This is a genomic window from Spirochaetota bacterium, assembly GCA_017999915.1.
Classification (GTDB): Bacteria; Spirochaetota; UBA4802; order UBA4802; family UBA5550; genus RBG-16-49-21.
Genome location: JAGNKX010000019.1, coordinates 55,548 through 79,084 on the forward strand (window position 1 = coordinate 55,548; position 23,537 = coordinate 79,084).

Annotated in this window: 22 protein-coding genes and 1 pseudogene; 16 read left to right on the forward strand and 7 right to left on the reverse strand. The window is 54.3% G+C overall.

Translation table 11 applies throughout. From position 1 onward, the window contains the following. Nucleotides 1-200 precede the first annotated feature (200 nt). From KA369_21620 to pyrE, 5 genes are all read left to right on the forward strand, one after another. Nucleotides 201-476, forward strand: coding sequence for a 30S ribosomal protein S21 (locus KA369_21620; GenBank protein MBP7738589.1), 276 nt, complete (start codon nt 201-203; stop codon nt 474-476). A gap of 246 nt (nt 477-722) precedes the next feature. Beyond that, complete coding sequence (locus tag KA369_21625) at nt 723-2,006, forward strand: replication-associated recombination protein A (protein MBP7738590.1); 1,284 nt, start codon at nt 723-725, stop codon at nt 2,004-2,006. Nucleotides 2,007-2,056: 50 nt separating this feature from the next. Then, nucleotides 2,057-2,746 carry a transglutaminase domain-containing protein gene (locus tag KA369_21630; GenBank protein ID MBP7738591.1) on the forward strand — a complete coding sequence of 230 codons (690 nt, stop codon included), beginning with the start codon at nt 2,057-2,059 and terminating at the stop codon, nt 2,744-2,746. Between the two features lie 40 nt (nt 2,747-2,786). Continuing rightward, complete coding sequence (locus KA369_21635; protein MBP7738592.1) at nt 2,787-3,341, forward strand: hypothetical protein; 555 nt, start codon at nt 2,787-2,789, stop codon at nt 3,339-3,341. Nucleotides 3,342-3,446: 105 nt separating this feature from the next. After that, nucleotides 3,447-4,025: an orotate phosphoribosyltransferase gene (pyrE, locus tag KA369_21640; protein MBP7738593.1), complete on the forward strand. Its 579-nt coding sequence runs from the start codon at nt 3,447-3,449 to the stop codon at nt 4,023-4,025. Here pyrE and KA369_21645 read toward each other — a convergent pair whose 3' ends face one another. Then, a complete protein-coding gene (locus KA369_21645) occupies nt 4,026-4,595 on the reverse strand; it encodes a hypothetical protein (GenBank protein ID MBP7738594.1) in 570 nt (189 codons plus the stop codon). A 185-nt stretch (nt 4,596-4,780) separates the two neighbouring features. Between KA369_21645 and KA369_21650 the strand changes: the two genes are divergently transcribed. The 5 genes from KA369_21650 to uvrA all read left to right on the forward strand — a co-directional run bounded on the left by KA369_21650 (nt 4,781) and on the right by uvrA (nt 12,712). Further along, nucleotides 4,781-7,528 carry an AAA family ATPase gene (locus KA369_21650; protein ID MBP7738595.1) on the forward strand — a complete coding sequence of 916 codons (2,748 nt, stop codon included), beginning with the start codon at nt 4,781-4,783 and terminating at the stop codon, nt 7,526-7,528. Between the two features lie 136 nt (nt 7,529-7,664). After that, complete coding sequence (locus tag KA369_21655; GenBank protein MBP7738596.1) at nt 7,665-8,231, forward strand: hypothetical protein; 567 nt, start codon at nt 7,665-7,667, stop codon at nt 8,229-8,231. A 199-nt stretch (nt 8,232-8,430) separates the two neighbouring features. Further along, complete coding sequence (locus KA369_21660) at nt 8,431-8,934, forward strand: hypothetical protein (protein MBP7738597.1); 504 nt, start codon at nt 8,431-8,433, stop codon at nt 8,932-8,934. 714 nt (nt 8,935-9,648) lie between these two features. Then, complete coding sequence (locus tag KA369_21665) at nt 9,649-9,876, forward strand: hypothetical protein (GenBank protein ID MBP7738598.1); 228 nt, start codon at nt 9,649-9,651, stop codon at nt 9,874-9,876. Nucleotide 9,877: 1 nt separating this feature from the next. Further along, nucleotides 9,878-12,712, forward strand: coding sequence for an excinuclease ABC subunit UvrA (gene uvrA / locus KA369_21670; protein MBP7738599.1), 2,835 nt, complete (start codon nt 9,878-9,880; stop codon nt 12,710-12,712). A gap of 55 nt (nt 12,713-12,767) precedes the next feature. Here the strand turns inward: uvrA and KA369_21675 are convergent, their stop codons facing one another. Continuing rightward, complete coding sequence (locus KA369_21675; protein ID MBP7738600.1) at nt 12,768-13,988, reverse strand: mandelate racemase/muconate lactonizing enzyme family protein; 1,221 nt, start codon at nt 13,986-13,988, stop codon at nt 12,768-12,770. Nucleotides 13,989-14,137: 149 nt separating this feature from the next. On the opposite strand from KA369_21675, the gene KA369_21680 reads away from it, so the two are divergent. Beyond that, on the forward strand, nt 14,138-14,854 hold the full coding sequence (locus KA369_21680) for a FadR family transcriptional regulator (GenBank protein MBP7738601.1): 717 nt from the start codon (nt 14,138-14,140) through the stop codon (nt 14,852-14,854). 188 nt (nt 14,855-15,042) lie between these two features. Next, the gene (locus KA369_21685; protein MBP7738602.1) at nt 15,043-15,684 is read left to right on the forward strand and encodes an ankyrin repeat domain-containing protein; all 642 of its coding nucleotides are present in this window, start codon (nt 15,043-15,045) and stop codon (nt 15,682-15,684) included. Between the two features lie 51 nt (nt 15,685-15,735). Here KA369_21685 and KA369_21690 read toward each other — a convergent pair whose 3' ends face one another. Further along, complete coding sequence (locus KA369_21690) at nt 15,736-16,620, reverse strand: FecR domain-containing protein (protein MBP7738603.1); 885 nt, start codon at nt 16,618-16,620, stop codon at nt 15,736-15,738. Between the two features lie 216 nt (nt 16,621-16,836). On the opposite strand from KA369_21690, the gene KA369_21695 reads away from it, so the two are divergent. The 3 genes from KA369_21695 (at nt 16,837) to KA369_21705 (ending at nt 20,401) form a co-directional block, all read left to right on the forward strand. Further along, nucleotides 16,837-17,400 (forward strand): DUF4410 domain-containing protein, encoded by a 564-nt coding sequence (locus tag KA369_21695; protein MBP7738604.1) that lies wholly within the window; start codon nt 16,837-16,839, stop codon nt 17,398-17,400. A 328-nt stretch (nt 17,401-17,728) separates the two neighbouring features. Further along, nucleotides 17,729-19,762 carry a hypothetical protein gene (locus KA369_21700; protein MBP7738605.1) on the forward strand — a complete coding sequence of 678 codons (2,034 nt, stop codon included), beginning with the start codon at nt 17,729-17,731 and terminating at the stop codon, nt 19,760-19,762. 15 nt (nt 19,763-19,777) lie between these two features. Next, nucleotides 19,778-20,401, forward strand: coding sequence for a protein-L-isoaspartate(D-aspartate) O-methyltransferase (locus KA369_21705; protein ID MBP7738606.1), 624 nt, complete (start codon nt 19,778-19,780; stop codon nt 20,399-20,401). A 20-nt stretch (nt 20,402-20,421) separates the two neighbouring features. On the opposite strand, the gene KA369_21710 is transcribed toward KA369_21705, so the two are convergent. From KA369_21710 to KA369_21725, 4 genes and pseudogenes are all read right to left on the reverse strand, one after another. Then, nucleotides 20,422-20,955 carry a hypothetical protein gene (locus KA369_21710; GenBank protein ID MBP7738607.1) on the reverse strand — a complete coding sequence of 178 codons (534 nt, stop codon included), beginning with the start codon at nt 20,953-20,955 and terminating at the stop codon, nt 20,422-20,424. Nucleotides 20,956-21,197: 242 nt separating this feature from the next. After that, nucleotides 21,198-21,998, reverse strand: coding sequence for a hypothetical protein (locus KA369_21715; GenBank protein ID MBP7738608.1), 801 nt, complete (start codon nt 21,996-21,998; stop codon nt 21,198-21,200). Nucleotides 21,999-22,020: 22 nt separating this feature from the next. Then, nucleotides 22,021-22,473, reverse strand: a complete 453-nt coding sequence (locus KA369_21720) for a DUF3592 domain-containing protein (protein ID MBP7738609.1) — start codon at nt 22,471-22,473, stop codon at nt 22,021-22,023. 152 nt (nt 22,474-22,625) lie between these two features. Beyond that, nucleotides 22,626-22,820 (reverse strand): annotated as a pseudogene (locus tag KA369_21725) (methylglyoxal synthase). Between the two features lie 143 nt (nt 22,821-22,963). On the opposite strand from KA369_21725, the gene KA369_21730 reads away from it, so the two are divergent. Further along, nucleotides 22,964-23,479, forward strand: coding sequence for a hypothetical protein (locus KA369_21730; GenBank protein MBP7738610.1), 516 nt, complete (start codon nt 22,964-22,966; stop codon nt 23,477-23,479). The last annotated feature ends 58 nt before the right edge of the window (nt 23,480-23,537 follow it).

Sequence of the window (23,537 nt, forward strand, 5' to 3'; positions counted from 1 at the left end):
TATAGCCACAAAAAAAGCAATGGTCAACCACATTTATACGAATATGGATGATGGGATGTTGAGAAAAAATGGGGAGGGCGGAGTGATTTTTTTGTGAAAACATCCGGGATTAATTATTATTGACAAAAAATACATCCTTCACTAAAGTGCCAACACATTATGAAAAATGTATTATTTTAATAACAAAGGATGTGATTTAGATGACGAGTCCCTTAGAAGTCGACGTTAATGGCGATATTGAAAAAGCATTCAAGAATTTGAAGAAAAAAATGGCTTTTGAAGGCATTTTCAAAGAGCTGAAAAGACGTCGGTACTATGAGAAACCCAGCGAAGAGAAAAAGCGGAAAAAGGAAGAAGCCGAACGCCGCCGTTTGAAAAAGATCCGCAGGATGAATGTTTCGCAAAGCAGGGTCAAGAAGTCTCCCACCATGAGGGGCGGTAAAGACTTTTCTCGTGATGAAAGCACAGATGCATAAATGATCTTATTATCTAAGGAAAAAAAATCCGGCTTTGCCGGATTTTTTTGTCTTTACTTATCAGCCATGGTTATCCTTAAAAATATATAATTGACCTGTTGCATAACTTTATTATTATCGATGGGTGCCGTCTCAGAAGACTCCCCGGAGGGGGGCTTATTGGACGGCCCCTGCATCAAATAATATTATTAGTTTTACAGCAAGTCTAAAGTTTATTGATGCCAGTGGCTGATACATTATAAGCATATGGAAATCACCGATACTCTCAGTCCCCTTGCCGATAGGTGTCGGCCTCGAACAATAGAAGAATTCATTGGTCAGGAACATCTTTTATCTGAACATAAAATATTGAACACCATAATAGATAAGGGGAAAGCCTTTTCCCTTATATTATGGGGTGATCCCGGCTCGGGAAAAACTACCCTGGCGCGTCTCATTGCGTCCTACTGCAATCTGGATTCGCATTTTTTAAGCGCCATATCGGCCGGTGTAGCCGATGTGCGGAAAGTAATAGAAAAGGGTAAAGAAAACAGGCTGAAAGGCCTCCAGACACTTCTCTTCCTGGATGAAATTCATCGTTTTAACAAGGCCCAGCAGGATTCAGTGCTGGGTTCCGTTGAATCCGGCGATATAATTCTTGTTGGCGCGACAACGGAAAATCCATCGTTTAATGTAATATCGCCTCTTCTGTCCCGTACCCGGGTATTGAAGCTTTCTCGCCTATCTGAAAAAAATCTCCTTAAAATCCTTCATCAGGCATTGCAGAATGACAATATTCTAAAAGAAGGAAATGCGAGGTTTGCCGATGACGACATCAAGGAAAAGCTCGTTGCCATATCCAATGGCGATGCCCGGCGCATGCTTAATATCCTGGAAACGGCTTTTACCCTGGCCCCCGATGGTCTGATAACGGGCGACCATCTGGAGGAAGCTGTCCGCAACAGCATGCTCTATTATGACCGCGCCGGAGACAGGCATTACGATACCATATCCGCCTTCATCAAGTCCCTCAGGGGCTCTGACCCCGATGCGGCCGTATATTACCTTGCACGCATGATACTGGTCGGCGAGGACCCGGTCTTTATCGCGCGCCGGATGGTCATATTCGCATCCGAGGACATAGGGAATGCCGCGCCCAATGCCCTTACGGTGGCTGTTGCCGCCATGACGGCAACGCAGAATATCGGTCTGCCCGAAGCACGGATAGTTCTCTCTCATTGCGCCACCTTCCTGGCCGCCGCCCCGAAAAGCAACGCTTCCTATCTGGCCATCGATAATGCCATGGCGGCAGCGAAAGATTCAAATTATGAGATACCCCTTCATATTCGCAACGCTCCGACGGACCTCATGAAAAAGCTCGGATACCATAAAGGATACAAGTATCCCCATGATTATGACCGTCATTTCGTAAAGGAAACATACCTCCCTGATGAAATCAAGGGGGAAGTGTTCTATAAACCCGGCGAAGAGGGCGGGGAAAAGGCAATCCGGGAGAGGTTGAAGTCTCTATGGCCGGAACGGTATAAATAGTATGATAGTTGCTCTGACCCCTCGATAATAGCCGGATCGGTGAAATGGACATGGATACAAAAAATGCTCTGACCCCAACGTATTTTATAGACAGCGACAACCCGGCCATTATCGAACAGGCCGGGGCAATCGTCGTGCCCGGCGACAGCGCCCTTGACCGGGCGGTGAAGATTTACTACTGGGTCCGCGACAGGATACCGTACAATCCCTACCGCACGACCTTTGATCGCGGGAATTACCGGGCAAGCTTCATCCTGCGCCAGGGCGACGGATTCTGCGTGCAGAAGGCTGTTCTCGCCGCCGCTCTTTCCCGGGCCGCCGGTGTTCCCAGCAGGCTCCGCTTCGCGACGGTCCGCAATCACCTGATCACGAAACGCCTCCGTGAGGCGATGAAGACCGATCTCTTCGTGTACCACGGTCTTGTCGAATTTTTCCTGGAGGGCCGGTGGGTGAAGGCGACGCCGGCCTTCAACCTGTCCCTGTGCGAGAAATTCGGCATACTGCCCCTTGAATTCAACGGCCGGGAGGACTCGATCCTCCATCCCTTTGACAGGGAAGGGAACAGGCACATGGAGTATCTCCATGACTTCGGGGCCTTCGATGATCTTCCCTTCGAGCGGATGATGGAGGAATACAGGCGCTGCTATCCTCACCTTGAGGAGCTGCTGAACGCGATGAAGCGGATGGAGACGCCGCCGGCCGATTTCGAACGTGAGGCCGAAGCCGAGAACAGGGGATGATCCGGCCCGTCAATGGGCGGCTTCACCGGAGGAAAGGCCAATGAGCGATCAGAAAATAACCGGGATCCTTGAGTACATTCTGCGGCACGCCACCCGCCATGAGCTTGAGCTCGTGGGCGAGGCCCTGCGCAAGCGCATGGAGCGGGAATCGACCCTGGGCATGGGGCAGATCGACGTAAACCAGATGGCGCGCGATATGGCGGAGGATATAGGAAGGCGGATGGGGATGAACGGCGACGCGGTGCACAATATGTCGAAGCGCCTGGTGGCGGATATGATCCGGCTGGAAAAGCCGGATATCCCAGAGCGGGAGCTCCAGGCGCTCATTAACCAGTGGGTGCCGGGCGCCGGCGGGAAAAGACAGGGGGGGATACCCCGGGACATGCTCCTGGCCATGATAACCCAGTTTGTCGCCTACAGCCTGGGGGAGATCAGCGAGGAGGAGAAGAAACAGTTCCCCAAGGATTGGCACAAGAAATACTGGGAGGCCTTCCCCCAGGAAATACAGCTCCTCATCAGGGATTATATCCTCGGCAAGATCGGGAAGAACCAGTTCTGGAAGGGGATCAGGGAATCTCCGGTCATGTCGAAATAATACTTGCCTCCATCTGGTACCGTGTATCATGTGGAAATGTACTTTTATGAAAGCGCGGTCATGTGACCGCGCCTCCTGCATCTAATTTTTCACTGAGGTCATGCCATGAGTTCCAATCGCGACAAGCTGTTCGACATCCTGTTCACCAAGTCCTTTATCTACCGGGAAGATCCGCCCTTTACCCTCGTATCGGGCCGCCAGAGCTTCTACTATTTTGACTGCAAGGCCACGACCCTCGACGCGGAAGGGGTGACCCTCATCGGCGAGGTCATGTGTGACGCCATTGAGCCCTTAATCGGCCCCCTGGCCATAGACGGCATCGGCGGCCTCACCCTCGGCGCCGATCCCATTTCCATATCCACGGCAATAGCCGCCGGGAAAAGGGGGCGGACGATATCGCCCCTCATCGTGCGCAAGGAGCCCAAGAAGCATGGGACGCAGAAGTGGATCGAAGGCGACGCCGGCCGGGTGAAGAACGTGGTTGTCATCGACGATGTCATTACCACCGGCGGCTCCACCATTACAGCAATCGAGCGGCTGCGTGAATCGGGGCTCACGGTGGTGAAGGCCGCGGTCATCATCGACCGTGAGGAAGGGGGGCGCGAGGGCATCGAGCAAACCGGGGTCGAGGTGGTCTCGCTCTTTAAAAGATCGGATTTTGATGCCCGCAGGCTCGGAAAATGATCAATTGATATCGTCCAGGAATGTGACGCCGCAGTCCGCGTTGATAGTTATCGTGAAATCGACGCTTTCCGTTGAGAAGGTGGTGTACCTGAGCCGGTAGAGGGAATTGCCGTCAAGGTTTTTGAACGGCTCCGATACGCTGGAGACCAGGGTCAGCTCCTTCTGACGGTTCCAGTCCGGATCAAAGTTTCTGCCGATTTCCGCATAGAAGTATTTGTCCTTTCTGTTTTTCAGGCCGGACATGTCGATGATCTTTTCCACGACGAAATAGGTCTTTCTGGTCTTTCTCGTGCCCGTGACATCGGCCGTATATTCGGCCGAGATGCTTATGGAGAGGGCCTCCGAGGCCTTATCCAGCTTGAAAAAGATCATGGACGCCGCGTACCGGTCTATGGGGTCCGCCGATCTGGTCGCCTCGATGCTGGAAAGGGTTTTTACGCTGCTGTGCTTGTATGTTCTCGCTTTCTTGTCGGCGGCGGTGGGGGATGCGCTGGCGCAGCCCGATCCCGTAAGGACAGGGAGCCCCGCGAGGGCAATGATCGCGATGCCGCAGCTTATGGCGTTTTTCAATTTTTGGGCGGGTCCCATACTTTCGATATTGGCGGATTCCCGGCGGAGTCAAGGATTATTTGCCGGATTGGAAATGAATTTTTTTTGATTGATTTTAAAATCTTCTTGCATTATGTCGTCATAATAAAAAATCTTCTGCTTGGGTCGGGTTTAACCCGGCCCTGACGTATTAATTGGATGGATCTATGTTCCTGAAATCGCTGGATTTATACGGCTTCAAGTCCTTTGCCGACAAGACACAGGTCACCTTTGAGCCGGGAATTACCGTTATAATCGGCCCCAACGGGTGCGGCAAGTCCAACGTCGTCGACGCCATCAAGTGGGTCCTGGGCGAGAAGCAGGCGAAGAACATCCGCGGCGAAAAGATGGAAGACATCATTTTCGCCGGCACCGAGCAGCGCAAGCAGCTGTCCCTCTCCGAGGTATTCGTCACCATCGACAACTCCAACCGGGTCCTCGATTTCGATTCGGACTCGGTCACCGTGGGCCGCCGCATCTTCCGCGACGGCGAGTCCGAATACCTCATCAACAAGTCGCCGGTGCGCCTCAAGGACGTGGAAAAGCTCTTCATGGACACCGGTATCGGCAAGGCGTCATACTCCGTCATGGAGCAGGGCAAGATGGACCTGATCCTGTCGACCCGGCCGGAGGACCGCCGCTACATCTTCGAGGAGGCGGCGGGCATCTCCAAGTACAAGTTCCAGAAGAAGGAGTCCCTCAAGAAGCTCACCGAAACGAGCGACAACCTTGAGCGCATCAACGATATCATAAAGGAGATCGAGCGCGAGAAGGATTTCAAGTCGAAGCAGGCCGAGACCACCAAGGTATATATCTCCCTCCGGACCGAGCTCTCCGATCTGGATGTCAGGATCAACACGATCCGCTACCAGGAGCTGTCGAAGAAGCAGGCGAAGATCCAGGAGGATATCGAGCGGCACAACATGGAGCGCGAGGCGATATCCTCCCGTGTGTCCACCACCTCGGCCGACAACGAGAAGGACGAAAAGCGCAAGAACGACATACAGCACCAGCTCTTCGAGCTGGAAAAGCGCCTCCACGCCTACCGGATCCGCGTCGAGGACATCGACGTCAAGACCGAGAAGAACCGGGGCCTCATCGAGGAGGAACAGAATCTCAAGAAGGGCATTGAGAACAAGATCGTCGAGCGGACAAAGAACCTGGAGCGCCTCCAGGAAGAAAAGCAGAAGAGCGAGCAATCGGGCGTCGAGATAGGAAAGAAGATCGAGGACGACAAGCAGAAGCTGGCGGCCTTCTTTGCGACGAGGAAGCGGAAGATTGATTCCATCCACGCATCGCGGGACTCCATCGAGGAGAAGAAGGCCGGCATCAAGAGCGCCGAGGCCGACCTGAAGGAGCTCCAGGCTCTTCTCGAGGAGGTCATCCGGAAGCTGGTCGACGCCATTGAAAAACGCAAGGCCGAGCTGGAGGGATCGGAGCAGGAGCGGGTCCAGGTGCGGGGCCTCATCCATGACAGGATACGCTCTATCGAGGAGTCCCTCCGCAAGGCCGCGGCCGATCTCCGGGGCGGCATGGCCGACAGCGCCCTGGCCGCGCTGGAGGCCGTCGACATGGATTCCCTGAAGCGGGACATCCTGAAATTCGAGAGCTACGAGGACGGCTTCCGGTCGATACTTTTCGACAAGACGGGGATCCACGCAGAAAAGGAGAACCTTGACCGGAGGATACGGGAGAAGATAGACGGCATCGAGCGGTTCCGGAACGAGATAGCCGCCCTGGAGACCCACATCCAGCACGAGCAGACGGAGCTGGAGGACGTCAACCAGATGATCACCCGGGTGGAGAAGGACCTCTCCCGCAACGAGAACGAGCGGGACTGGATCGAGAAGCACATCCAGTCTCTGTCGACCCAGATCGTGGACTTCAAGAAGCAGATCGACAACTACCGCGAGGAGATACTCCGGGCGGAGAAGAAGATCAAGGAGCTCAATGACGAGATACGGGAATGGGACCAGCGCCTCGTCGAGTTCAACGAGCGGAGCGAATCATTGCTGAAAGAGATCGCGGAGCTCACGGCCAAGCGCGAGGAGATCGAAAACAAGATCCACGATCGGAAGAACGTGGCCCGCAAGGACGAGGAGGAGCTGCAGCGGATCGTGGAGAAGATCACCAACCTGGACAAGTCGCAGGTGGAGCTCATCTTCAAAAAAAACAGCATCGAGGAGCACCTCTGGATCGAGTACGAGAAGAAGATCAAGGATGCAGAAAACCTGAGCGTTATGGAGTCGCAGCTGGAAGGCCTGATGTCCCGCAGCCAGGATATCAAGAAGCAGATACAGGACCTGGGCCCCATCAACAACCTCGCCATTGAGGAATACCGCAATCTGAAGAAGCGCTTCGAGTATTACATCAAGCAGAAGAAAGACATAGAGAAGGCCCGGGAGGACATCTTCACCGTCATAGAGGACATCAACCGCACGTCCATCGAGATGTTCATGGAAACCTTCAAGAGCATACAGAAAAACTTTTCCGATATATTCAGGCAGCTCTTCGAGGGAGGGGAGGCGGCCATCGAGCTGAACGAGCCGGACAATCCCCTGGAGAGCGGCATCGAGGTCATGATACGCCCGCCGGGGAAAAAGCTGAAAAACATCAACCTCCTCTCCGGGGGAGAGAGGGCCCTGACCGCCATAGCCCTTCTTTTCGCGACATACATGGTCAAGCCCTCGCCGTTCTGTTTCCTTGACGAGATCGACGCGCCTTTGGACGAGCAAAATATAGGCCGCTTTGTAAGGATGCTCAAGGAGTTTGCCCGGGGGTCGCAGTTCATAATCGTCACTCATAATAAGAAAACCATGAGCATAGGCGAGACTTTATACGGCGTAACCATGGAAGAACCCGGCGTTTCCAAGCTTGTGTCCATAAAAATGGACAAGATTGAAGGAACTAATTGAAAAAAACTTGACATTTCATATAGATTAATTTAAATTTCTAATTGAGTAGTTGTGTGTATCTAATGACCGCCAGAATTTAGCAAAGGCAACTACCCGGGCTCATGATAGCCTGTATCAACACAAAGGAAGGTGTGAAATGAAAGTATCCATTGATGGGATCCTTGGGACAGCCCAAAAGATCAACAGCCAGAAGGAACTGGAAGAAAACAATCCCAACAAAAAACGAAGCGACGTCAAGACCGATTCGGTTACCATAGGGGGCCGGATCAACACGCGCCTTGACGCCATGGAAACGGAATTCCGCGAGGTGCAATCGTCACTTACGCGGAACCAGATCGTCCGTGAGGGCATTGATCAGCTCAGGACCGATCTGCAGAAAGGCGCGCCGCAGCAGCAGAACATCCTCAATAACGTAACCTTCGAGGGGGCCACGGTCCTCCGGAGCTTCGTGGGCGAGGCTTTGTCGGAGCCGCAGCTGAACGCGAAGATGGAGAGCGCCAACAAGCTCATAAGCGAGGATATTACCAGGCTGAAAAAGCTTCAGGTGGAGCTCGATAATATTACTGCCTCGGACCTGGTCGGCCAGGATCGGCTGAAGAATATTGTGTCCAACGTGGATTCGATCTTCACCAGGGCGGGGATGACGAACATCGAGAGCATATCGTCCCTGAGGCCCGATGCCGTTATGAGGCTTATCAAATAGCAACTAACTAAAAAGGAGGCTTTCGCCTCCTTTTTATCATCACATGGCGCGATTGAGAGAGATGTTTCCTTACGGGCGGAAAAGCCGCCTATCATACCCGATATTAATCCTGCTGATTTTTGCGCCCTTTACGGCATACGATCAGGAGAAGCCCTATCTGCTGGTGATAAATCCCTGCTCCGGTCGTTATAATGCTTTCATGAAGGATTGGCGCATGCCCTTCAATGGGCGCACCATAAAGGAATGGGCCGCTTCGAAGGGCCTGGATCTCATGAATGACCGGGAGCCCGTTGTGGACGATACGGCGGCCTATGTGGGCCCCTACGGGTCGACCATCACCATCAATGGAATGTCCCGTGATGGAAGATACCGTCTGTGGATCGATTTCGTCAGGTTCACACCGGGAGAGAAACGCCCCGTGTCCCAGCTGAAGATTTTTGCCTCCGCCCGAAACATGGATTCCCGCTGTATCAGCGTCGTCCGCCCTTCGGACATCGGCGATTCCTATTATTTTGTTGATATACCCCAGACTATTTCAGCGCGCGGCGCCGTGGAATTGCGTTTTGTGGAATATGGCGCCTCTTCCGGCAACTGGGGCGTCTGGGATATTATCGTTTCCGCCGTCGGGGAGCTGCCGCGGCAAGATGATATCCCCAAAGATGAAAGCATCGATCTCAATGTCGATGACAGGATCGTGCAGTAGGGCGGATATGTATCACGGCCCCTCACCCCCTGGCCCCTCTCCCATTAAGAAATGAAGTAAGGCGAGGGGGAGTGTTTGCAGGGGAGCCCTCTCCTTTTTTCAGAGCCTAATGGGAGGCAGCATCTTGTACATCCGTGTACGATGCTGCATGCGCTACATCCTGCCGCTTTGTGCGCATCGCTTGTCCCGCTTGCACTGAGCTTTGTCGAAGTGAGCGACGTCGAGGGGAGGCGGGATGAGGGATATCGGTGAAAAATGCAGGTAAACAAGTACTTCCGTGCCAAAGCCGTTCCAACTCCGCAATAAAAAGCCATTAAGCGAAAAATATGTTGCTCTGACCCCGCCTCATCAAGAGGAAAAATATCCACTTTTCCCGGTCCGTCGGTGTTTGGATTAATTTATAAAAAAAAAAGAATATTTTTTGACAAAAAAAAGGGGTGATATTTTCTGATTCACATATTTACGCTACTTGAAAAAAGTGTTATTTTAATAAAAAGCATTGCAGAACATCGACCTGACCGGCGAAACCCGCCGGTATTCCGAAGGCGCTGAATTTACTATTTGTGAAAGCAGGGTGGGGTTATGGCCAAGGACTTCCATGAAAAAGATTACGATGATGAAGTGTACGAAGACGACTATTACGAAGAGCATTACGAAGAGGAAGAACTAGCGGATGAGTCCGATCTCATCGAGGATGAGGAAGGAGAGGGCCGTATCGTCGACGAAGAGGCGGAAGAAGAAGCCAAGGGAGATGGCGACGAGGAGCTCGAAGAGGTCGGATTTGACGATGACGACACCAAGAAGGTCACCGTGAGCTATGCCTGCGAGGAATGCGATTACCGCTGGGATGATATCGTAATTAAAAAGAAGAACGTTATCGAAGACGAAGAGCCCGATGTCATCTGCCCGATGTGCGGCTCCATGAACGTCACCCTTATATGATATGAGCAGCCGGTCCATTGTTATCAAGGGAGCGCGCGAGCACAATCTCAAGAACATATCACTGGAAATCCCGCGGGACAAGCTTGTTGTCCTGACGGGCCTCTCCGGTTCCGGAAAATCCTCACTTGCCTTTGACACCATTTACGCGGAAGGACAGCGCCGCTACGTGGAGTCGCTTTCCTCGTACGCGCGGCAGTTCCTCGGGCTGATGGAAAAGCCCGACGTGGACTACATCGACGGCCTTTCCCCGGCCATATCCATCGAACAGAAGACGACGCACCGCAACCCGCGGTCCACCGTGGGCACGGTCACCGAGATATACGACTACTTCAGGCTCCTGTACGCCCGCGTCGGCGTGCCCCACTGCCACCGGTGCGGCAGGAAGATATCCTCCCAGTCCCTTGACCAGATCGTTGAGAACCTGATGACCTACGGGGCCGGGACGAAGGTGCAGGTCCTGGCGCCCCTGGTGCGGGGCCGCAAGGGCGAACACGCGGACAAGCTCGAGCAGGCCCGGAAAAAGGGCTTCGTGAGGGTCCGCGTCGACGGACAGGTGCGGGAGCTCGAGGAGGAGATCAGGCTCGACAAGAACAAGAAGCACTCCCTGGACGTCATCGTGGACCGCATCGTGATCAAGGACGGGGTGCGGCCGCGCCTGGCCGAATCGGTCGAGACGGCCATGGAGATCGGAGAGGGCCTCGTGACCGTCCTGACCGGCGGCGCCGGCGAGACCGAGCGCCTTTTCTCGTCGAAGCTATCCTGCACCGAATGCGGCATATCCATGCCGGAGCTTTCGCCGCGGATGTTCTCTTTCAACAGCCCCTACGGCGCCTGCCCGGCCTGCGGCGGCCTGGGCTATATCATGCAGTTCGACCCCGATCTCATCGTCTCCGACCCGGACCTCTCCCTCTACGACGGCGTCCTGGAGGTCTGGGGCAAGACCACCAGCTACTGGTACCTGGAGCAGATCAAGAACCTCGAGAAGAATTTCGGCTTTGACGCCCACACGCCCTGGAAGAAGCTCCCGAAAAAGATCAAGGACATCATCCTCTACGGGTCCGAGGGCAAGAAAATCGATTACCAGGTGAAGCGCGAGAACGCGGAGTACCGCTTCACCCGGGCCTTCGAGGGCGTCATCCCGAACCTCCACCGCCGCTACATGGAGACCAAGTCCGAGGACATGCGCATCTGGATGGAGAGCTACATGTCCAACACCCTCTGCGGCGAGTGCGGCGGGAAGCGGCTCAGGCCGGAGAGCCTCGCCGTGAGGGTGGCGGGGCACACCATAGACCAGGTCACGGGCCGGTCCATCGGCGACGCCTGGCGCCTCTTCCAGGACCTGGACCTCACGGACACGGAGAAGAAGATCGCGGAGCAGATCATGAAGGAGATCAGGGTGCGCCTCAAGTTCCTCACCGACGTGGGGATCGACTACATCACCCTGGACCGGGCGGCCGGAACACTCTCCGGCGGGGAGTCGCAGCGCATACGCCTGGCCACCCAGATCGGGTCGAGCCTCACCGGCGTCCTCTACGTTCTGGACGAGCCGAGCATCGGCCTCCACCAGCGCGACAACCGGAAGCTCCTGGCCACGTTGAAGCGCCTCCGCGACCTGGGAAACACGGTCATCGTGGTGGAGCACGACGAGGACACCATCCGCGAGGCGGACTACGTGGTGGACCTGGGGCCCGGCGCCGGACTTCATGGCGGCTACGTGGTGGCCCTGGGGACCCCGGCCGAGATCGAGGCCGACAAGAAATCCCTCACCGGGCGATACCTGGCCGGTGAGAGCTTCATCCCGGTCCCGGCGTCGCGCCGCGAGGCGGCGGATCATATCGAGATCCAGGGCGTGAAGGAGAACAATCTTAAAAACATCAGCGTGAAGTTCCCACTGGGGGTCCTCTGCGCCGTGACCGGCGTGTCCGGGTCGGGGAAGTCGACACTGGTGATCGATATCCTTTTCAAGGCACTGTCGTCGCTGGTAATGAAATCCAAGGAGCACCCGGGAAAATTCGACAAATTCGTCGGCATCGAGAAGATCGACAAGGTGATCGACATCGACCAGTCCCCCATCGGGCGGACGCCGCGGTCCAATCCCGCGACCTACACGGGGCTGTTCACGCCGATACGCGACCTTTTCGCGAAGCTGCCCGACTCGAAGCTGCGGGGCTACCAGCCGGGGCGCTTCTCCTTCAATGTTTCCGGGGGGCGGTGCGAGTCGTGCTTCGGCGACGGCGTCATCAAGATCGAGATGCATTTCCTGCCCGACGTGTACATCACCTGCGACGTGTGCAAGGGAAGGCGCTACAACCACGAGACCCTGGAGGTGCGCTACAAGGGAAAGAACATCTACGAGGTCCTGGAGATGACCGTGGAGGAGGCCCTCGAGTTCTTCAGCGCGGTGCCGGCGATCCGCGGGAAGCTCGACACGCTGAACCGCGTGGGCCTCGGCTACATCAAGCTGGGCCAGCCCGCCACGACCCTGTCGGGCGGCGAGGCCCAGCGGGTCAAGCTTTCGGCGGAGCTTTCCAAGCGCGCCACGGGACGCACCATCTACCTCCTTGATGAGCCCACCACGGGACTTCATTTCGCCGATATACAGCGTCTCATCGACGTGCTCCAGTCGCTGGTGGACAAGGGGAACACGGTGATAGTGATCGAGCACAACCTGGACGTCATCAAGACCGCCGACTGGATAATCGACCTGGGGCCGGAGGGGGGAGACGACGGCGGCACCGTTGTCGCCGCCGGCACGCCGGAGGATATCGTGCGCGTGAAGGAGTCCTACACCGGGCAGTTCCTCAAGAAGACCCTGAAACAGAAAGCGCCGCGGTAGTCAGGGCTTAACCAGGGGTTTAAGCCCCTGGTTACCCCGGGTTACCACACTACTTCTATCCCTTTCTCTTCTTCAGCTCCAGGGCCGTTTTAAGCCCCTTGTCGCGGATGACCTTGATCTTGAGGCCCGTTTCAGTGAGCTTGAAGAACCGCTTGCCGTATTTTCGGAGCATAGCCTTGTCTATGGTGAACCCGAGCCCCGGTTTTGTGAAGGGCTGGAGCATGGCATTCTTGTCCGGGATGATCGGGTCGATGATGCCTTCCCTGAACTCCGGAATCCATGAGGGCGGCTCGTAGGGATATTCCAGCGGCAGGGAGTTATCCCTGTCGGCGAGGACCATGTTCCAATTGACGTAAAAGCCGATGCCGTTGGTCCAGGTGTGGGGCGTGTAGTACCGCTTTTTCTCGTGGCACATGTCTATGACCTTCTTCACCTGGGCTATGCCGCCGGCGAAGGTGGCGTCGGGCTGGTAGATGTGAAAGCAATCCTTCTCGAACATGATCTTTATCTCGTCCCAGCCATAGTTCAGCTCCGCGCCGGATATCTTCACCTTTGAATATTTTTTCAGGGCCGCGTTGCCGCTGTAATCCCGCGAATCCAGGGGCTCCTCCAGCCAATCGATCCCGTTCCGGTGGCAGGCGTCGGCGAACTTTTTCGCACGGGCCAGGTCCCAAGCGGGGACCTTGTCCACGATCGTGACAAGCCACCCCTGGTTGGCGTCGACACCAAGACTGAAGTCCTTCCCGATTTTTTTCCTGACGGTCTCGATCTGCCGGATGTCGTCTTTCAGCTCGACGCTCTTGACCCGCAGCTTGGCGCAGCGGTATCCCATTTCCCGTATCGCCATGATCTCCTCGGCCCGCTTGTCCGGATCGTGCATCTCCCCGGTGGAGCAGTACACTTCCACCGGCCGCGCCCTGCCGCCGAGGAGCTCGTACACCGGCTTTCCTTCCTTCTTGCCGATGATGTCCCAGCAGGCCGGCTCTATCCAGAAGTTCCTCCACCCCAGGATACCCGCCTGCTTCAGGAGGTCCTGCACCCTGCCGATATCGGTGGGGTCCGCGCCCATCAGGTAGCCTCCCAGGAGATCGCCGAGGCCTTCCCGCTCCGTGCCCATGGCGGACCCGGCGCCGTATCCTTCGATGCCGTCATCCGTCACGAGCTTGATCAGGGTGAACCTGTTGTGGGTCTGGGGGTAGCCCGGGATCCAGGTGGGCCAGAAGGTCTCCCTGAGGGGGATTGAAACATGGTAGAGCTCGATTCGTGTAATTTTCATTGCAATTCCTCCTGCGTTTTGTTTAACTGGTTATACCAATTAATTAATTGGTATAACCAGATGTCAAGAATTTTACTTGCCAGCGCGTCGCAGGGGCGCTGAATGGGCTTAAGGCCGAAGCGGCCATGAACGGAACGAGGATGGGTGCCATGAAAACAGGACTTCCCGGCAGGATTTTAAACGATATGCGGTCCGATATCATCCGCGAGGCATACCCGATCGGCAGCAGGCTCCCCTCCGAGCGGGAGCTGTCGCAGAAATACGGGGCGAGCCGCTTCGCGGTGCGCGAGGCCATCGCGGTGCTTGCCCAGGGGGGGTTCGTCGAGACCCATCCCCAGAGCGGTACCTATGTCAGGGACTTTTTCAGATACGACACCCTCGACACCCTCGTGCAGGTCCTCCGCGTCAGGCAGGCCATTGACAGGCAAACCCTCGAGTCCCTGCTGAATTTCAGGCTCATCACCGAAACCACGGCCGCCGCGGAGGCCGCCCTTAGGATCACGGATGATGAAGCGGAGTACCTGAGGAACAACCTCGAGCAAAAAAGGTCCCACCTCCGGGACATCGCGGTCCTTGCCGAATGTGACTTTGATTTTCATTGCGCGATCATCGGGATCTCGGGGAACATCATAAGCCGCCTTGTTTTTCAATCCTTCAAGCCGGTCTACTCCTTTTTCACGGAGTTTTTCTACTCCATCAAGGGCGTTCCGGAAGCCTCCCTGAAACTGAACATGAAGCTCTTCAGGGCGCTCACCGGCGGAGACGCCGCCGCTTCGCGGAAGGCGATGGAGAATATCCTCGCCTTCGGCGAGAAAAAGGTCTATGAGGCCATCAGGCACGGAGGCAGCGTCATTCTCCTGGACTGACGGAAACTTTTTCATGCCCCCCTAAAATTATACTGTTACCATTATTTTAATGACGCATTTCTTGAAAAAACGCTTGTTTTAATATTTTATATGGACTACCTTTGAGCTTCGAAAAAATAGAGCCGGTCACCGGCCGGTTTTGGGTTCGTCATCTATAAGATATACGATTATTCAAAGGGAGTGTTGCCATGAAAAATAAAATCATCGTCTGTTCCGTCGCCATTGTCATTGTCGTGTCGTTGTTTGCCGGATGCGGCTCCCTGACGAGGTCAGCCACCCGCGGCGACCTTGAGGGCGTGAAATCATGGGTGGAGAACGGCGCCGATATCAACGTGGTGGACCGGTGGGGGTGGACGCCGATCATGTGGGCGACGTACTACAACTATTACGACATCGTGAAATACATGGTCGAGCACAAGGCCAATGTCAACGCGCGGTCGATGTACGATTACGGTTCCATCCTGAAGGACAGCACGCCCCTAGTCATCGCGGTCACTTACAACTACAACGGGATCGTGCGCCTCCTCCTGAGACACGGCGCCGACAAGAAGGCCGAGAACCGGCAGGGCGAGACCGCCTTTACGATAGCGGAAAAACATAACATGGTGGAAATGCTGGAGCTCCTCGGCGGCAAGGCCGCTGTCAAGCCCGATAAAAAAGAGGACGAAAAGGCCGGCGCCGAGGAAGCAAGCCAGGTCATCCTGCTCAACGACGGAAGCCAGATCGTGGGGAAGATACTCTCCCAGACCCGAACGACCGTGACGGTGAAAACAAAGTATAACACGATCACCATTGAGAAAGATAAGATCAGCGAAATGAAATACAAGTGAGGCGTGTGGAGACCGTGCGCCGGAAGGGCGCGGCGAATCGCCCTTCCCGGGTCACCTCATCCGTATGGTTTTTATGCTGCCGGTGGGCACCTGTATGATGCCGCTGGCTGTGTGTATTTTCGCCACAGCCGCGTTCTGGAAAATGACCGCGCCGACGAGGATGGTCCCATCGTCCATGCTCACTTCTTCAAGCTTGTGGTAGTATTCTTTGATCGCCGCTTCGGTTTTCAGCACCGGCGGCGCCGATTTGGCCTTGTCGGCGGCTTCTTTCTTTTCTTCTTGCGCCGGCTCATTGGCGTCTTTGATGAAGGCCTTTTCTTCCTCTTTCAGCTCTTTCAGCTTATTTTCCGGTATCGGTTTTTTCTCTTCGACAACGGCGCTGCTTGAAAGGGCGATCATCTCCCCTTCCTTGACCAGGCTGTTTACCTGCGCCTCGTCCTTCGCCTCGATGTAGACTGAGCCGCGCACCACCTTCAGGTCGGTGACCGAGTTTTTATCCCTGACCTCGACGGTAAAGGTCGTTCCCCGCACGGCCGCGACCGCGGTCGGCGTTTTAACGCTCAGTTTCCCGCCCTTGGCGAGCTTTTCTATGACGAACATGCTCCTGCCCTTATCGACGGCCAGCCGGGTGTCGGCGCCGCCCTCGTCCCCGGCGCTCTCCATCCTGATTATCGTGAATTCCGATTTTTCGAATATCCGTATGGTCGAGCTGTCCGGCAGGAGCACCGTTGCCATCGATTTTTCCCCGGTGATGAGGCGGTCCCCGTTTTTCAGGACCGTGTCGACCGGCACTTCGGCGCCCGGCCGGTTGAGGCTGACCATCCCGAGCTTGTCTGACAGCCTGACAGGCGCGGTTTCCTTTTTTTCCTTCACGCAGCCGACTGCCGAGAAGCATATGAGAAGACACGCCATGGGCGCCCATTTGATTGAAACCATATCCGTCCTTCCTGTCAGGTTATTTATGTCGTTTAAGTAATAATACTGAGCGAATTTTATAGAGTCAAGAAAATATTGTAATTACCGGCCTCGCGTGACGAAGCGGAAATACGTCGATTTGATTATGGGGACCGAAAAATGCTTGTTATATTTTTATAGCTATGTTTTCAATAAATTTTCACATATAATCAATAATTACTTGGTAGGGAGAGGCACATGAAAAAAGCATTGTTGCTGTTTATGGGGATATTTTTTGTATATGGCTGCGGTCCGAAGTACGGTATTATCAAAGAAACCCAGCCGGGTGAGGATCTAAAAAAATATCGTGCAGTAAGCGTCGGCTGGCTCGATCTGGGCCCCGAAAGATGGAAAACCTATGATTATGAAAGCCAGGCACAGTGGGTTGAAACGATCAACCATGTGAACAGGAACGCCATGCCGGATTATTTCAAAAAGGCCCTTTCGAAGAAGGAAGTGTCTTTCGCCGCTTCCCGGAACGATGCGCCTAAGAAGGACGGCCTTGTCATAAGGTTCAGCGAGGTTGAATATGTGCAGAGGACAAGCTCCGCCGCCAAGGTCATGTGGGGCACCTTTGCCGGCTCAGACACACTGGATATGACAATGCATTTTATTGATGGAAAGACGGGAAAAGAGCTGAATCAGATGCGAATAAGCGTATATTCCAAATCGACCTCGGACATCTCGGGCTGGGGCTTCGAAGGCAGGATCAATAATTGCGTCTATAACCTGGCCTATATCATTGCTGATAAAGTCCAATAACCGGGATGTAACAGTTAAATCATCGTTTGAATATATCGTTCTTTGCCGGAATACAATCCCCCTGCGTCGATAATAATGCAGGGGGATTGCTTATTTGCCGGGCGTTCATGCCCTGCACTGTTTCACGCATTTATCATAAAAAAAACTTGCATTATGTCGCATTTCCTGCTATGGTTCCACAAGAATTGTCTTCCTTGATAAATGACAAGGCATGGCAAATTTTGCGGTTTTTGGGACATAAATCGGACGATAATAACGTTGAAAGAAGATTATCGGGCCCTGCGTCGGAGAAAGGACCCCGGTCCAATTAATAACTCGAATGTCATTCTTGAAACGCTACAACATTAAGAATATCCGTGCGGTCATCCTGGTATGCCTCTGCATCTGCCTGTATCCGCCCCTGGCTTTTTCCGAAATGGCGGACATGGTAAAGTTCGAGATCGCCAAGAAGTATTTCCGCCAGGGCACCGTCCACTTCAACAGGATGCGCTACCTGGCCGCGACGGAATACTTTCGCAAGGCGGTGAAGGAATATCCGGACTACTATACCGCGAGGGACCACCTGGCCAGGGCCTATAAGCTGGCAGGCTTCACCGATTCCGCCCTGAAGGAGTGGGAGAGCCTCTCCGACCTGTCCCCCGACAACGTCGCGGTGACCAGCAAGATCGAAAACCTTCGTTTTCAGGACACCATGCTGGCCAGGCCGGACGACAGCCCGGAATATGTTTTGTTCGAAACCTATAAATCTTCCGATTACAACCGGTTCCGGTTTCACAATCCCGTAGATATCGCGGTGGATAACGAGAAGAATATTTATATCACGTCCTTCAGCGACGGTTCCCTGGTGAAGATCGATTCGAACGGCAAGGGCGTTTTTTCCATTCGTACCTCCCTAGACAGCAGGCTCTACGGCATCGATTACCGGGCCGGCAAGATCGCCGTCGCCGATTTCAGGAGGGACCGGGTCCTGCTCATGGACCGGAGCGGCGATGTCCAGGGCCGCTTCGGCGAGAGCGGCAACGGCGAGGGCCAGTTCCACGGGCCCGAGGGCCTCTGCTTCAACGGCAGGGGCGAGATCTACGTAGTGGATTCGGGCAACAGCCGTGTGCAGAAGTTCGATGACACCGGGAAATTCATACTCCAGTTCGGAAAGAAGGGTGAGTACGAGGGCGAGCTTTCCAGGCCCACCGACGTGGCCGCGTACCGTGACAGGGTCTATGTCACCGACACCGGGAACCGCCGCATCGCCTGCTTCGATGATTCCGGCAATTTTATAGAAAACATATCGATCGACGGCGTTGACGCGCCCCGGGGCATCCTGAAGTCCGGGAGCTCCCTCATGGTATCCGACGAAAAGAAGGGCCTCGTCTGGTTCAATCCCTCGAACGGGGCATCAACGCCCTTCAGTGCCGGCGAAAAGGGAAGCGGCGTGTCGCGGCTGATGGCCGCCGCCTCTGACCGTGACGGTTACCTCTATTGCCTTGATTACAACAAACAGGCGGTGGTTCTCTTCTCGCCGTCACACAAGCAGTATTCCAACGTAAGCCTTGAAATAACCTCCGTGGACCTGGGAAGCTTCCCCGTCGTCGCTTTTTACGTCAACGTGCGCAACAGGGACGGGAGCCCCCTCTACGGTCTCGATAAGGCCAATTTCACGGTAACCGAGGACAGCGCCCTCATAACAAACCTGTACACGGATTACCTGAAGCGCCTGGCCCCCTCGGTGTCGATAGCCCTTTGCGTCGATCGCTCCACCAGGGCCGAGGATCACCATGGCGACCTGCCCTGGACCGCGGAGTTCATACTCCAGAAGATGAGAAAGAATGATTCCCTGGAAGTCCTTAATTTCAACAGGGAGTCATGGATCGGCAACCAGTTCGATTGGAGCAGGCGGCGGGCCCTCAGGGCCCTGAAGGAGCGGGAATACGGCGAGGGAAAAAACATCGGCAAGGCCCTTTATAACGCCATCGGCGACCTCGTGCCGAGGCTGAACCGCCGCGGCGTGGTCCTGGTCACCGACGGCGCCGTGGACGAGAACTCATTCAGTAATTACACCGCGACCAACGTCATCCGCTTTGCCAGGTCCCATTACATACCTGTCTATATCGTATCCTTCAAGGAGCCCCACGAGACCCTCCGGAGCATAGCGACGGAAACGGGCGGGGCCGTGTTCAGGCCCAGGGACCTGGACGGCCTCCGGTCGATCTACGGGCGGATCAAGAATTCGGAGGAGTACCGGTACGTGCTGGTCTATCCGACCTTCAAGCTCAGGTCTTTTGCCGGGTGGTGGTCCGACGTGAAGATAGAGGTGAGCCACAAGGGGCAGAAGGGCGTCGAGTGGAGCGGATACTTTACGCCATAGGAGCGGGTTAGCCGTATGCAATATATCAAGCAGGGTCTGATCGCGGACCTCAGAAAAAAGGGAATATCATCAAGCTCGGTGCTGGAGACGATGGCGTCGGTGCCCCGGCACCTCTTCGTGTCCGAGGCGCTCCGCTTCCACGCCTACGACGACATTTCCCTGCCCATCGGCAACGGCCAGACCATATCGAAGCCGTCGGTCATCGCCCGGATGGTACAGGCCCTGGGCCTTACCGGCGACGAGCGGGTCCTCGAGATCGGCACCGGCTCCGGATACCAGTCGGCCGTCATCTCCAGGCTTGCCGGCTCCCTGGTGACCATGGAGCGCATCGAGGAGCTCTTCAACCGCGCCCGGGGCGTCCTCTTCGGCCTCGGGTACCGGAACATCACCTTCCTGCGCTCCGGCGACTTCAACGAGGCGGAGGGGATGTTCGACGCGGTCATCGTCGCCGCCGGAGCGGATATCCTCCCGGTCTCGCTCTTCGGCAAGATCAATCCCGGCGGCAGGCTCGTCATTCCTGTCGGCAACCGGCGTGGCCACCGCATCAAGAAGTTCATCGTCAAGCGGGACGGCGTCGTCATGGAGGAGGATATCGGCGAGGCCACCTTCGTGCCCTATATCATCGAAGAGACGGCGTAAGAAAATCCTCTCCCCGAAAGCTAAAACTTCGACCCGATGAATTTCGCCAGGTTCGTCATGCCGTAATTCAGTTGCCCCTCCATGGTGTAATTGCCGAAGCCGAATCCGGACGTGTCGATGATCACGTCCGCGTAATACTTGTTCTGCCCGGTGGCCATATCGATATACCGCACGTCCAGGTAGAGATACTGGATGCGGTTTAAGCCCGATCCGATTTCATGTTTTTTAAGATGCAGCTTGATGTACAGGTCGGTTTTTGCCGGTGCGTCGGCGCCCCGGGACCCGGAGACCGTCCTTCTTGACAGATCGGATCGGCAGTATTCCTGCAGGGCGTTGACATTCAAATCCCTGATCGCTTTCGACCATTCCCCCTGTGACCTGAACCCGTATTTTTTCCAGTTCCCTTCGCCAAGATCGAGCCATCCGATGTAGATTTTCTTGTAGTTCTTGAGATTCGGCGATGATGGCTGTTCCGACCGTATGGAGGAACCCGATGCGCACATGAGCATAATGCATGAAAGAATAAGGATGCCGAAGATATTGAATTTTCTCATAAGACACCTCCCGTAAGTCCAGTTTTGATTTGTAACAGAGATGAATTATTATTATTGTACATCTGCAAAGGCGGATAATCAAAAAAAATATTGGAATTCGATATCCAGGAATGCCGGTATTTTTCCCGGGAAGATATGCCTGCTGATACCCTTATAGATCGGCCTGGCAATGATCCGGATGCCATTTTTATGCGGGCAGGAACAGTGTATGGATGGCATCATACCGGGAGAGCCATGCCCGGTTACTGTACCAGATCAGGTTGATTGTTCACGTTTTCGGATCCCATTTCCGTGATCATTTCAATGAAGTTTTCCCTGTAGAAGCGATAATTGGAATATGCCGCTGAAATCAGGAAAAAATGGAATACTCCCACCCAGATCAGGCCTGTTTCATAATGATAATAGAGCAGGTATGGCGGGATGATATAGGCGATCGCAACCACGAGGATGGAAGTTCTTACCGAATTGGCGGCAATTATTTTAAAAAACCTGAATTTTTCGCCGGGACCGGCCGCCCTGTCCTTGAATGATTTTATGAAAATGAGCAGTATGAGAATTCCCGGATGGGTGATCGTGCAGAGTATCATGCTTTCGATCAGTTCGCCTCTTAGCTGGCTCGGGCTGAACAGGCGCAGGTATAAAAAATTCACCAGGGGAAGGGCCATCACGATAAAAAAATGTATGGTCCTCTTCCTGTCTATGAAGAGGAAGCCTCCCAGCCGTTTCTTGTAAAAAAGGGCGATCAGCTTCGGGATTTCAATCAGGTAATAGAGAAACATGAGAGCGCTGAGAAGGCCGATTATCCCCAGTATGACATAGAGCGGTATCAACAGGCCGTTGCCGATTGAAGCATGAATGAAGCCGTCACGGACGGGAACAGGGGAGAGAATTGAAACCGGATCGGCCAGCCTGTTTTTGAAAATGCCCGATTTTTCAAATATGTTTTCAAATACAACCATACTCGCTATGGTGGTGTAAATAAAATTCAGAAGGCCGCAGGCTGTGATGAAAGCAGCCCTGGCGATTTTTATTGCAGAGTCCATGGATGTTATCTCCGATAACGGTTCATGCCGATCGTTTTTCATGCGTTTTTATAGCGGATGCAATCAGCAGAACCCCGGCGGTTGCCATGATTCCGCATAGAAAATATACCGCGATATAGGTCGCCCTATCATGTGTTTCGGAATCAATATATGCACTGGCAGGGTCTTTTCTGCTGTACCTGATCGCCACCTGCTGGCCGATCCTATAAGCGTCCCGGGAATAGCAGTCGTAGGGGGAGAAACTGTACTTCTTGCCGTTTTCGGCAGTAAACTCAATGACGGGATAATGGCAATACGCCTTGTTCCTGTAGGTTTCCCGCAGCCTGAGGACAAGACCGCTTGTTCTGATGGAGTTCTCTTTCCACCATCTGTCCGTTTCCGGCATGATGGTGAAGGAAGCGTAGAGGAAATAAAGGGCGAGGAAAATACTCGCGGCTCCGGATACAGTTTTCAAGATTAACGCTTTCTTTTCCATGAAATTCCTCTCGCGTTTCTATGAGAATTTAGATTAATCATGGAATTGTTCGCGGTCACTGTCCAATACTTTTTATAAAGGAGACAGGGCAGGGCCGGGAGCGGATGGCGGTCGGCACGAGGCGCCGGCGTTCCCTGGCGGGGAGGAGCGGATCATATCCCGCCCGCCTTTTTCGTCGTATAGTAAGTGAAATCGGTCTGGATCGGCGTGTATTCTTCGTTTAAAAGCGAAGATGATATCGGGTAGTCCGCCGTGGTGCGGTTGCATGCCGTGGGTACGTTGTAAAGGACACAGATCCTGAGGAGCGCCTTGACATCGACATCATGGGGCTGCGGCTCCATCGGGTCACGGAGTTTGACATGGCGAAAGGGTTATGGTTACTCCCCGGTAAAAAAAATTCAAGTTTACAGCAGCCGTCACAGGAAATCTTGTTTTATTCTTGCAATGTTTTATCCTGTAGGCAATGATTTGTTGTAATGGGAAGGAATATATGAAAAAAATGGCGATTCTTTTTACTTTGATCTTTATATCGACGGGTCTTCATGCGGGTGACCCCCTTGATTCGGCAAAACTCGTATCTTTTCTGCCGAAGGCCGATGTCGATGGTTTTTCCCGTATCGTGTTTGACGCCATGTCACCGGTTGGCCGCATGACATCGGCCATGGTCCAGTATATCAAGATGCCGTCAAACCAAAAGGGAAAGGCGGAAATCATCTCGGTCAGCATTTCCATCATGGACGGCCTGCTGTATCGGGATTCGATCGACAGGCAGATTGCACCGCGCTCGAAGAACGATGAAGCGGTAACGGTCAAGGGAAAATACAAGGGTATCCGTAACAACAAGGATTCAGGACCCGAAACAAAACGCGCAATGGTTTCCTGGATAGTCGGCGGACGGTTTCTCCTTTCGATTCATGCCGATGGGTCGAATGATTTTTTATTCATTCAAAAATTTATCGATCTTGTCGATCTCAGTGGGCTTGAGGCGGTATCTGAAACCCGGTAAGTATCACATATGCGACATGCGGGCGGTATAGAGAGAGAATGATGTTGCCAGCAGAAAC

What these genes read in the sequence shown, in the direction of transcription:
- KA369_21620 (MBP7738589.1), top strand. Translation starts at nt 201, where the DNA reads ATGACGAGTCCCTTAGAAGTCGACGTTAATGGCGATATTGAAAAAGCA.
- KA369_21625 (MBP7738590.1), top strand. Translation starts at nt 723, where the DNA reads ATGGAAATCACCGATACTCTCAGTCCCCTTGCCGATAGGTGTCGGCCT.
- KA369_21630 (MBP7738591.1), top strand. Translation starts at nt 2,057, where the DNA reads ATGGATACAAAAAATGCTCTGACCCCAACGTATTTTATAGACAGCGAC.
- KA369_21635 (MBP7738592.1), top strand. Translation starts at nt 2,787, where the DNA reads ATGAGCGATCAGAAAATAACCGGGATCCTTGAGTACATTCTGCGGCAC.
- pyrE (MBP7738593.1), top strand. Translation starts at nt 3,447, where the DNA reads ATGAGTTCCAATCGCGACAAGCTGTTCGACATCCTGTTCACCAAGTCC.
- KA369_21650 (MBP7738595.1), top strand. Translation starts at nt 4,781, where the DNA reads ATGTTCCTGAAATCGCTGGATTTATACGGCTTCAAGTCCTTTGCCGAC.
- KA369_21655 (MBP7738596.1), top strand. Translation starts at nt 7,665, where the DNA reads ATGAAAGTATCCATTGATGGGATCCTTGGGACAGCCCAAAAGATCAAC.
- KA369_21660 (MBP7738597.1), top strand. Translation starts at nt 8,431, where the DNA reads ATGAAGGATTGGCGCATGCCCTTCAATGGGCGCACCATAAAGGAATGG.
- uvrA (MBP7738599.1), top strand. Translation starts at nt 9,878, where the DNA reads ATGAGCAGCCGGTCCATTGTTATCAAGGGAGCGCGCGAGCACAATCTC.
- KA369_21675 (MBP7738600.1), bottom strand. Translation starts at nt 13,988, where the DNA reads ATGAAAATTACACGAATCGAGCTCTACCATGTTTCAATCCCCCTCAGG.
- KA369_21680 (MBP7738601.1), top strand. Translation starts at nt 14,138, where the DNA reads ATGAAAACAGGACTTCCCGGCAGGATTTTAAACGATATGCGGTCCGAT.
- KA369_21685 (MBP7738602.1), top strand. Translation starts at nt 15,043, where the DNA reads ATGAAAAATAAAATCATCGTCTGTTCCGTCGCCATTGTCATTGTCGTG.
- KA369_21690 (MBP7738603.1), bottom strand. Translation starts at nt 16,620, where the DNA reads ATGGTTTCAATCAAATGGGCGCCCATGGCGTGTCTTCTCATATGCTTC.
- KA369_21695 (MBP7738604.1), top strand. Translation starts at nt 16,837, where the DNA reads ATGAAAAAAGCATTGTTGCTGTTTATGGGGATATTTTTTGTATATGGC.
- KA369_21705 (MBP7738606.1), top strand. Translation starts at nt 19,778, where the DNA reads ATGCAATATATCAAGCAGGGTCTGATCGCGGACCTCAGAAAAAAGGGA.
- KA369_21710 (MBP7738607.1), bottom strand. Translation starts at nt 20,955, where the DNA reads ATGAGAAAATTCAATATCTTCGGCATCCTTATTCTTTCATGCATTATG.
- KA369_21715 (MBP7738608.1), bottom strand. Translation starts at nt 21,998, where the DNA reads ATGGACTCTGCAATAAAAATCGCCAGGGCTGCTTTCATCACAGCCTGC.
- KA369_21720 (MBP7738609.1), bottom strand. Translation starts at nt 22,473, where the DNA reads ATGGAAAAGAAAGCGTTAATCTTGAAAACTGTATCCGGAGCCGCGAGT.
- KA369_21730 (MBP7738610.1), top strand. Translation starts at nt 22,964, where the DNA reads ATGAAAAAAATGGCGATTCTTTTTACTTTGATCTTTATATCGACGGGT.